10 protein-coding genes and 2 pseudogenes are annotated in these 9,326 nt (G+C 67.2%); 5 read left to right on the forward strand and 7 right to left on the reverse strand.

The features are described from left to right. The first annotated feature begins 1,105 nt into the window (after window positions 1–1,105). Window positions 1,106–1,591 (forward strand): DUF2975 domain-containing protein, encoded by a 486-nt coding sequence (locus ACFYOS_RS34340; RefSeq protein WP_387150817.1) that lies wholly within the window; start codon window positions 1,106–1,108, stop codon window positions 1,589–1,591. Further along, window positions 1,591–1,812 carry a helix-turn-helix transcriptional regulator gene (locus tag ACFYOS_RS34345; protein WP_010981499.1) on the forward strand — a complete coding sequence of 74 codons (222 nt, stop codon included), beginning with the start codon at window positions 1,591–1,593 and terminating at the stop codon, window positions 1,810–1,812. The genes ACFYOS_RS34340 and ACFYOS_RS34345 overlap by 1 nt, the downstream gene beginning before the upstream one ends. Before the next feature lie 686 nt (window positions 1,813–2,498). On the opposite strand, the gene ACFYOS_RS34350 is transcribed toward ACFYOS_RS34345, so the two are convergent. Next, window positions 2,499–2,978, reverse strand: a complete 480-nt coding sequence (locus ACFYOS_RS34350) for a VOC family protein (protein ID WP_387150820.1) — start codon at window positions 2,976–2,978, stop codon at window positions 2,499–2,501. Between the two features lie 164 nt (window positions 2,979–3,142). Continuing rightward, entirely contained in the window at window positions 3,143–3,625 is a 483-nt protein-coding gene (locus ACFYOS_RS34355; protein WP_387150823.1) for a hypothetical protein, read from the reverse strand. Between the two features lie 76 nt (window positions 3,626–3,701). On the opposite strand from ACFYOS_RS34355, the pseudogene ACFYOS_RS34360 reads away from it, so the two are divergent. Next, window positions 3,702–4,179 (forward strand): annotated as a pseudogene (locus ACFYOS_RS34360) (transposase family protein); the annotation flags it as partial. A 156-nt stretch (window positions 4,180–4,335) separates the two neighbouring features. Here the strand turns inward: ACFYOS_RS34360 and ACFYOS_RS34365 are convergent. The 4 genes and pseudogenes from ACFYOS_RS34365 to ACFYOS_RS34380 form a co-directional block, all read right to left on the reverse strand. Beyond that, window positions 4,336–4,791, reverse strand: coding sequence for a DUF6069 family protein (locus tag ACFYOS_RS34365; protein WP_387150825.1), 456 nt, complete (start codon window positions 4,789–4,791; stop codon window positions 4,336–4,338). Between the two features lie 12 nt (window positions 4,792–4,803). After that, window positions 4,804–5,085, reverse strand: coding sequence for a hypothetical protein (locus ACFYOS_RS34370; RefSeq protein WP_387150827.1), 282 nt, complete (start codon window positions 5,083–5,085; stop codon window positions 4,804–4,806). 5 nt (window positions 5,086–5,090) lie between these two features. Continuing rightward, complete coding sequence (locus ACFYOS_RS34375; RefSeq protein ID WP_387150830.1) at window positions 5,091–6,104, reverse strand: RNA polymerase subunit sigma-70; 1,014 nt, start codon at window positions 6,102–6,104, stop codon at window positions 5,091–5,093. Window positions 6,105–6,200: 96 nt separating this feature from the next. Further along, window positions 6,201–6,607 (reverse strand): annotated as a pseudogene (locus ACFYOS_RS34380) (transposase family protein); the annotation flags it as partial. A gap of 894 nt (window positions 6,608–7,501) precedes the next feature. Between ACFYOS_RS34380 and ACFYOS_RS34385 the strand changes: the two are divergent. Together ACFYOS_RS34385 and ACFYOS_RS34390 are read left to right on the forward strand one after the other, a co-directional pair. Continuing rightward, window positions 7,502–7,645, forward strand: a complete 144-nt coding sequence (locus tag ACFYOS_RS34385; RefSeq protein WP_387150833.1) for a hypothetical protein — start codon at window positions 7,502–7,504, stop codon at window positions 7,643–7,645. Window positions 7,646–7,842: 197 nt separating this feature from the next. Further along, entirely contained in the window at window positions 7,843–8,469 is a 627-nt protein-coding gene (locus ACFYOS_RS34390; protein ID WP_387150836.1) for an NAD-dependent epimerase/dehydratase family protein, read from the forward strand. Between the two features lie 180 nt (window positions 8,470–8,649). On the opposite strand, the gene ACFYOS_RS34395 is transcribed toward ACFYOS_RS34390, so the two are convergent. Beyond that, window positions 8,650–9,099: a hypothetical protein gene (locus tag ACFYOS_RS34395; RefSeq protein WP_387150839.1), complete on the reverse strand. Its 450-nt coding sequence runs from the start codon at window positions 9,097–9,099 to the stop codon at window positions 8,650–8,652. Window positions 9,100–9,326 lie beyond the last annotated feature (227 nt).

Below are 9,326 nucleotides of genomic sequence, written 5' to 3' on the forward strand. Positions count from 1 at the left end.
GTGGTGGTGGGAATTGGGCTGGTTGTGGTCTAGGCGGTTGGTGGCGGGGGACCGGTCAAAACTGTGAAAGGCCCGTTGTCAATGATGGGGTACTCGGATTCGCCTGCCTCCAGACAGTCCGTGCTAAGGCCCGGGGCGGGCCTGCGGCCGGTGCAGACCTTCTCGTTCATGTTCACGAAGAGGGTGCTGGTGTGAGTGCCGGGGCGAAGCGGATGAAAGACAGGAGACACGGGTACGACGAAGGGCAGCCCGCGGGTTCCCGGCGGCTGCACATCATCGGGAACCATCCCGGATTGCAAGATTTCCGGGCCCGCCGCGACGGACTGCTCTTGGGCGGTCCCGGCGTCGATCACATAGCGGGCGCTCTTAAAGTTGGTGATGAAAGCTTGCTGTTCGGTCTCCGTCGCCGTGATCCAGGGCGGGACGGCCCGGACCCACTGGTCCCCGACCAGCGCCGTGCGGCAGCCAGGTCGCCCACGGGGGTCAGCTATATCGTCGGTCGCGGGCGCTGGAGGGCCGATGATCCGTTCGCTGACGCCGTAGCGCTGGTTTAGATCCCGCCATTGCTCGCTCCCGCCGAGGAAAAGGGGCTGATGCACTGGTGGGTGCGGGGTGGCCCTGCCTCCGCGACGCCGGTCATAAGACCCACGCTTAACCCCAGCGTCGTCAGGATTGCCCCCGCTTTTGCGGACCGCAAGACAGCAGTAGTCATGGTTTGACCCCCTGTAGCTCGTACGTTTGTTTCCCTGTGGTCGTGCGCCTCGGCTGGGCACGTGAGGTACCGGGGGCGGACCTGGCTCACGCCCGCGCTGCCCGGTTTGGGTGTCTTTGCCCGAAGTTGGCCTGCTGCCGCCTTCCCGCCGAGGATTTCGGGGGCATTCACTCCCGCGAGTCCGGCGCCGCAATTTCGGGTCAGCTCGGCGGAGGTTAGGGCCTTCGCCTGGCGCAGGGACGAGGTGGCCACCCGGCACGCGTTCCGCGCGGAGACGAGGGGGCGGCGGCGTCCCGCCACGGCGCGAAACCGCCGCCCACCCTCCATCCCAGCTCTTGCTTGACCTATCGAAGTTCGATAGGTTCCCATCGTAACTCGATGGGAAGGATGGCCATGGGAAAGCTGACAGTGCGTGCGCTGCGCGCCGTGCTCGTGGTGGTGCTCGCCGGCACCGTGTTCGTACAGGCATTGATGGTGTGGGCGTTGGCCACCGACCCGGAGGACGGGTCGCTCCCGCTGACCCCGCTGCGCGTGATCACGATCCTGGGCATGGTGTCGGTCCAGGTCGCCCTGGTCTGCGTATGGCGGCTGGTGACGATGGTGCGACGCGGAACCGTGTTCTCCCACGCCGCCTTCCGGTACGTGGACATCGTGATCGGCGCGATCGTGGCGGCTGCGCTCGTGTGGTTCGCGGTCACGGTCCTCAATGCGCCGGGCCAGCGGGCCGACCCGGGCGTCACCGTCATCATGGGCGGGGTTGGCGTGGCCATCCTGGGAGTCGCGCTCATCGTGCTCGTGCTGCGGATGCTGCTCGCCCAGGCCGTCGCGCGCGACGTCGAAGCGGCGCAGATGCAGGCCGAGTTGGACGAGGTGATCTGATGCCGATCGCCGTCGACATCGACGTGATGCTGGCCAGGCGGAAGATGTCCGTGGGCGAGCTCGCGGACCGCGTAGGGATCACGCCCGCCAACCTGGCGGTACTCAAGAACGGCCGCGCCAAGGCGGTGCGCTTCGCGACGCTCGCCGCGCTCTGCGAGGTGCTCAAGTGCCAGCCGGGCGACCTGCTGCGCTGGGAGGCCGAGGACGCCGCGGGCGGATGACGTGCCCCAGGGCGGGCGTGAAAATGCCTGGCACCACCGGCCCGTGACGCGGCACACAGGCACCGCACCGCTCGTAGTCTCCGGCACAGCTGGGTGACTATCTGGGTGACGATCGGGACGGACAACGGCGGACTGTCGCGGCCGCTGGTGGACCGTACTGGCAGCTCAGCGGCTTCAGAGCCGCAGGTCAACGTCCCGTGTGGATTGCCTGGGGGTCAAGTGCTGCTTGACGGATCTCGTCCTGGCGATGCATCACCTCGACCAGGGCTCTGATGCCGGCGCTACGCCCGAAGCATTCTGCGTGGACGAGCCGGAGTGGGTTGGTCCGAAGGTCGTACACGTACGGCACCCACCGAGCCGGGCTCCATTCGGAACCGCTGCCGAGGCTGCGGTTCTGGCTTACTGCGGGTCCGTCAGGATCGATCGGATTGCCGCACTCGGGGCATATGAGCGACGACATTCGACCAGTATCGGCTCTCTCGGTCGCTCCGGGCCGTCGCTGGGCCGTATGGGCCGTGACCGGGCCGTCAGAGACCGACCAATGGCGACCGACGACCAGCAGCACCCGGAGAAAGACCAGGTCAGCCACCGCGTGTAGGTGGCTGACCTGGTGGGCGATGGACGAGTCGACCGGTACGGGATTCTGTCAACTACACCCGCATTGAGTCGATCAACTCCTCGGCTGGCTAGGCATCGGGCAACCGTGGAGTGTCGTAGAAGGTTGGCGGTCCCTCGGCGGGGAACTCGACTCCCATGAATGGCGGATGCTCACCGAACGGTGACAGGAATCGGATGATGGTGCCATCGGGGTCCGGGACGTCGAGCTGGACACCGCCTCCAGGCCCGCGATCGAACAGCGGTTCGTGGGTGATCCCCAGTTCGTCGAAGTGCCGTATCAGGTTATGCAGTGCCCCCACGGAGGCGACGCCGAAGCTGAACAGGTCGAAGCCAGGAAACTCGGGCTGGCCGGGAATCACTTCACGGTGACGCAAGCCGAGCAGGAAGCGCTCGTGCCCGTCGGTTAGCACGGCACCGCGCACCACGCCGGTTTCGCAGAACTCCCAGCCGAGGCGCAGCCCGAACGCCCGGCAGTACCAGGTGACGCTGCGCGACAGGTCTGATACGGGAATCTTGACCTGCAGGATCCGCTCAATGCCAAGGTCCATCGTTGTCCTTGCCCTCTGCTGATCGCCGTAAGACGTGATCAAGCATCCCCATGGTGGTGCATATTGTTCCCGCTCCCGCCGGCGGTGGCCAGGCCCGCGCCCGCAACTGCCACTACCGTGGAATTCCGGGGGTCAGCCTCGGTGTGGTTCGGCCCGGTGGAAGGTCATGCAAGCGGCGCCGGGTAGTGCTGATGGATGGCGGAGAGGATGTCCTCGACGGAATGATCCATGGACTGGCCTGACACGACGATCGGCGTGCCGTGCTGGGCGAGGTGCGAACGTGCCTCCGCGCGCAGCCACGGGCGTACCTGACCGAGGGCGGCATCCGGTGCCGTGGGGATTATCAGCAGTACCGGGAGACCTGACGGCTTGGCTCCACGGCTAACGGACGAGATCTCCGACCAGCGGAGCCTAACTCCCATCAGCGGCAGGCGGATCCCACGGGCATCGATCGCGACGGCTGGCACGCGGAACACCGTGCTGATCAGCATCGGAAGACCGAACAGAGCCAGCAACGCACCTCCGCCAGCGGCGATCAGGACGCCGAACACGTTGCCCAGGATCACTCCGTAGGCAGTCAGCGTGACGGCGAGCAGAACAAACAGCAGATACGGCGTGTTCGGCCGTAGGCGTACGAGCAACGGCACGGGAGGCTCCTTGGACACGGGGACCCAAGTCAAGCACAGGACTAACTTGATCTTTAACCCCGAGACCATGCGCTAGATCGGTCCGCTGTTCGGGGTGTCGCACTCGGCGGCGCACTGGGTCATCGACACCCTCGGCCCGCTGCTGGCCCGGGCCCCGGTACGCCGGCGGAGCGTTGACCAGATAGCCATCGACGCCCACCCGCCTCGTCGTCGCCCTCGGCGACCCGCAACCCGGCAACCGCAACGACACCATCGTCTACCGCACCTCGGGTATCGACCAGAAGTTGGTCGGGCGGCCGGTTATGGCCGACGGCGCCTACCGCGGCAACCCGGAGGTGATCATCCCGTACCGCAAACCGGCCGACGGCAGCGAACTGCCCGACTGGAAGATGGACCTGAACAGGCAACACCGCACCGTCCGAGCGCAGGTCGAACACGCCGTGGCCCGCATGAAGACCTTCAAGATCCTGCGCGACTACCGCCGCGCCGCCAAAACATTGACCGACACCGCTTCCGGCGTTGCCAACCTCCACAACATCATCCTCACCGGATGACGCCGCGGCTCAAGCCGCCGGGCAGGAGCCGAATCCACGTGGGAGGCGCGCGACGGCGGGGTCGGCCAGGGTGAACGCGACCGGGGTACCCGATGCGCCCCAACCGAAGCGGATGGTGTTTGGTCTTCATCCGCGCGTTGTCCCGTTGCAGGATCGTCAATCGGTCCGGGTGCGGAGGCTCCGCGCCAGGGTGGGGATCATCACCGTCGCAGGGACGAGGTGTAGCCCGAGGAGGGTGGTGGTGGTGGCGGTGTTTGCCCCGGAGAGGAGGGGCGGGAGCAACGAGATCGCGGTCAGCGACACTGCCGTCCACACGAATCGCTCGGCGGGGCGAGCGCTCCAACGAAGAAGAGCGACGGCAATGACGATGCCCACGACCGAGAAGAAGCCGGTCACCACGGCGAACCCGGGCAACGGGATCGTCTCGCCACCATCGGGGACCTCGAAGTCGACGCCAACGGCCTGGGCAAGCGCAGCGGCGAGGGTGGTGGCCACCATCGCTGCGAGCGTGGCAACGAAGCCGGTGCCGGCGAGCCCGCGGAGTCGGTGGGTGGGGCTGGTCTGGCCCGATGCCGGGCCTGCGACGACCCCGGTGTCATTCATGCTGTTCATGTCGTTCCTCCATCATTCGGTAACTGGCGTACGGGGTGTGTTGACTGGCATGTGACGGTCCTGGCCCTGGGGGGTGGCGATGCGCACCCTCGCCGTGCGACGGCCGGGGTTCCGCAGGGCGCGGACGCCGGTGCCGCGGAGCCAGAACTCGGCGTCGCGTCCGAGGACCGGCCCGGGCTCGCCGTCGCGCAGCTCCAGCTGCACCCGCCCGCGGGTGACGACGCCGAACGCGTGGTGCCACTGCGCTGCGACCACCGCGACACGCGCGCCGCCGCGCAGCGTGAGCGTCCTCACCGGGGCTACTCCGTGCCGTCCGCCGGCAGGCGCTCCGGCAGCCCGAGCCGCGGGAACTGGTCGTCGTGGAAGATGATGATCTCGGTGATCGCCCCGCCGGTGACGCGCAGGACGTCGATCGTCAGCGGCAGGTATGCGCCCTCCCGCTTCCGCCAGTGGTAGAAGGCGACGGCGGGCTGCCGATTCACGGAGATGGGGACGGCGCGCAGACCCGTCATGCCCTCGAAGCCGTCGTCGACCCAGTTGTTCACCACCACGTCGCGGCCGACGTACAGGCCCGGCGTGGGCGGCATCGAGCACCGGACGTCGTCCCGCAGCAGCGCGGTGAGCCGGTCGATGTCCGTGGCCACGCTGGCGTCGGTAAAGCGGCGTACCAGCTCGCGGGTCCCGGCGTCCTCCTCGCCGCCGGTCCAGTCCTGCCGCTCGGCGGGCAGGTGCTCCCGCATGCCGGCGCGGGCCCGCTGCAGCGCACTGTTCACGGAGTTGACGGAGTCCCCGAGCAGCTCAGCGACGTCCTTCGCCGGCCAGCCGAGCACGTCGCGCAGGATCAGCACGGCCCGCGGACGCGGCGCGAGGTGCTGGACCGCCACCAGGTACGCCAGCTCGATCGTCTCCCGCGCAACGGCGACGGTCTCCGGCTCGTCCGCGTCGCCCGCGGGCAGCTCGTCGAGCAGCCGGTCCGGGTAGGGCTGCAGCCATAGCACCTCGCCGCCGGTCGCGGGCTCCGGGCGGCACTTGGCGAGCAGGTCCAGGCAGGCGTTGGTGGCGATCCGGTACAGCCAGGCCCGGAACGTCGACCGCCCCTCGAAGGTCTCCCGCCGCCGCCAGGCACGGAGGAACGTCTCCTGCACGGTGTCCTCGGCGTCCTCGAACGACCCGAGCATCCGGTAGCAGTGCACGTGCAGCTCCCGCCGGTGCCGCTCCGCCAGCCCCGAGAACGCCCGCTCGTCGACCTCGCCCAGCCCGCTCCCGCCCAGCCCGCTCACGTCCAACTCCTCCAGCCGCGTGTCCGCACCCATCACGTCATCCTTCCGTCTCGTCGTGTCCCGTCGTAGGTGTGACGGGTGCGGGCGCGACAACTCATCACCAGGGTCGGTCGGCATGGCTGAGCGTTTTCAACCTTGGTAGGTCGGGTTTTCGACGTGGTGGAGAACGAGGATGGCCTGCACCATTGCGGTCGTCCGGGAGGGACTGCAGCGCGGCTTGGTCAGGATTTTCCAGGTCTTGAGGGTGGCAACGCCGCGTTCGCCGCGGCAGCGGATCCGGGAGTGGGCCTTGTTCACTGCCTTCTGCGGCCGGTAGCGGTGTCGCTTGAACGGGGTACGCACGGAACTGCGGCGCCTTGATACGCCTTGTCCGCGAAGGTCATCACGTCAGGGTTGGTCGACGCGGTGATGATTCCGTGGGTTCGCGCAGCAGTCAGGTCGTGTGCCGAGCCGGGAAGTGCCGCCGATGCCCAGACGAGGCGTCCGGCTGCATCCGCGATTACCTGCACGTTCATCCCGTGCCGTCGGTGCTTTCCGAAGCTCAAGTCTTGCTCAAGAAGACCCCTACATCGTTGTACATATGTCGATACACCAATTAGCGTTCAGGCACTCGGCCGCCAGGGGGCGGTTCAGCCTGATAGGTGAAGGAAAATGTTAAAGAGCTGGGCTATTCGTGTTGCAGCCGTGCTGGCTGCCCCTACCATCGTGGTAGGGACAGGCGCTACTCCCGCATTCGCCGCTGACTCATGGGCCGTCCTGTCGACAAACGGCCATAGGGTCGCCAGTATGCAACACGTCGATAGCGGCGATTATTTTCGGGTCTACGACGATTACGCCGACGGTCACGGCGTGCGCGGGTACCTGTGTCCTTGGACGGGTTATGGCTACACATGCGTAATGACTAGTTACAACGGTAAAGGTGCGGGTACCTATACCCAATTTCAATACGATGTTTGGGGAACGAACGTTTACGAGATGCAGGTGTGCTCGGTGGACGGCGCGGGGGATGTTACTCCGGGGCCCTGCGCGTATAAGTATTTCACAGAGTAAGCGCAGCTCGGTAAGCACGACCAGCAACTCTGCCTGCACACGCAGAAGCCGTCTCCACACGCAAGGGCAGCAAATACGGCCGATCATGCGTTGACTCAGCGCTCTTCATCGTGGCCATGGGCCGTTGAGCGAGCAGGCGGGATCGGCGCGCCGATGATCCAAACAGGACAAAGCTCTCGGTAGGGCGGCGGTCGACCAAGACACGCTGCCTGTCCGGGAGCTTTGTTGCTTACCCATCCGGCCAACACCCCGCTGTTCCCCGCAACGCTGGCCGCTCATCATCCACGTAGGAGGGATACGCCGAGGCGACGGCGCCGGCATGATCCTCGCATCATCCTGGATCTCGGCCCGGGTGTGTGGTCTACGACCACCATAACGACGTGCTGACCTACGGCAGCAGACCCGACGAGGCCAACGACGACGGCGACAGCGCCGTCGTCGTCGGCCTGTACGGACGGAGCAAGCGCGACCGGGACGGCCACGAACTGCGGGTCGTCCAGGTCGAGGACAAGCGACCTCAGTGACCGCCCGCCGATGCCAAGGCAGCCGACGTCGGACGCGGTCCGAGCGGAGTCGAGAAAGCCTCGACGAGGTCTCCGCGGGCCGGTGGGCCGCCGACGCACACGGGCGCCTCGGTCCGGATTAGGAGGTGGGTGCCCAGGTACTGCCGCCACTGTCGACAGGGTTACCCGACGTGTAGCGCGCGGCGGCGGAGGCGCTGATGATGGCGGCTCGCGAGGCCGGCACCCGTCGGGTTGTTGCGCAGAGCGCCAGCTTCATGACCCAGCCGGTCGGATCTGGGCCCACGGACGAGTCGGCGCCGCTGTATCTGGACGCCCCGGAGCCGATCCGAAGCCACATACAGGCGAACATCGCGGCCGAGACGCTGGTGTTGGGCACACCGGGGATCGAAGGCGTCGTCCTTCGATACGGTTTTCTCTACGGTGAAGGCACCGCGATCGGGCCGGGTGGCGAATGGGCAACAGGGATCGAGTCCGGCGACGTGCCGATTGTCGGCGGGGGCGCCGGCCGGTATCCGTTTGTTCACGTCCGCGACGCGGTGTCGGCTACCGTGCACGCGGTCGACAGGGGAAGCCCCGGTATCTACAACGTGGTGGCCGACGAGCCCGCCTCCCAGGCTGAGTGGCTACCCTGCCTGGCTGAAATCCTGCATGCCCCTCCGCCGCGGCGCGTCTCTGAGGAGGACGCCGAGGAACAGATCGGCGTTCAGGCCGTGTACTACGGCACCCAACTCCGCGCGGCCAGCAACGCCAAGGCCAAGTCCGTGTTGGGGCTGACCCTGGAGTACCCGTCATGGCGGCAGGGATTCCGAGAGCTGTTCAGTTGATCGGCGCGATGGGTGGGCAGCCAGGAGGCAGCGTGAGGGACAGCTGTCGGTGGCAACAGACGCCACGACGCGGCAGAGATGCCTTCCATCTGCGCGTCCGTCGGTAGGGTCTGCCGTCTGGCCCGACGGTGCCAACCACTGGAGTTCGGCGTCCGTGACAATTTGCGCTGCGTGGCTGCGTTATCCGGGCGGCGGTCCGGCGGTCCGCCAGCGGAGCCGATTGTCCCCGGCGGAGCGCTTGCACACCATCAGCTTCCCGGTGCTGGTGTGTCCCACCGCGCCGGCCGCCTTGCAGGGCCCGCCCGGGTGCACACCGTTGCGCATCGATGGGTGGGTGGTGCGCTTGACCGTCGACTGGGGGCGCGTCGGCGTCGGGGTGGGCCTGGTCGTTCTGCTCGGCGTCGGCGATGGACTGGCCGGGACGGAGTTGGAGGGGACAGCGGCGATATGGGTCGCGCTCGCGCTCACCGAAGGGGTGGCGGTCGGCTTGTCGTCGCCGAGGAACTCGCCCAGGGCGTTACCGCAGTAGCACAGGAACAGCAGCACCGCGAAGGTGATCCCGATGGCCCTCACCGGGTAGCGCTTGGCTTTCGAGAGGGCGCCGACCGGCGGGGGTGCGCGGTGCTTCACTGCGCGAGTGTGACTGGCCGCAGGAGTGAACGCCCACTGTCCGTTCGGTCGTGCGGCTGTCAACAGTCGGACACAGGGCCGCGGGCACGGACGCCGGCGGAGGAACAGCATGGCTGAGGACCCTCGTAGCGGCTAATACGGCAGCCGCCGTTTGAGATGTCGCTGGCGGTGAGGGGTGGACGCGAGGCGGCCACCGCGTGATCGTCTGTACGTTGTGGACATAACTT

This window comes from Micromonospora sp. NPDC005806, from assembly GCF_042871425.1.
Classification (GTDB): domain Bacteria; phylum Actinomycetota; class Actinomycetes; order Mycobacteriales; family Micromonosporaceae; genus Micromonospora.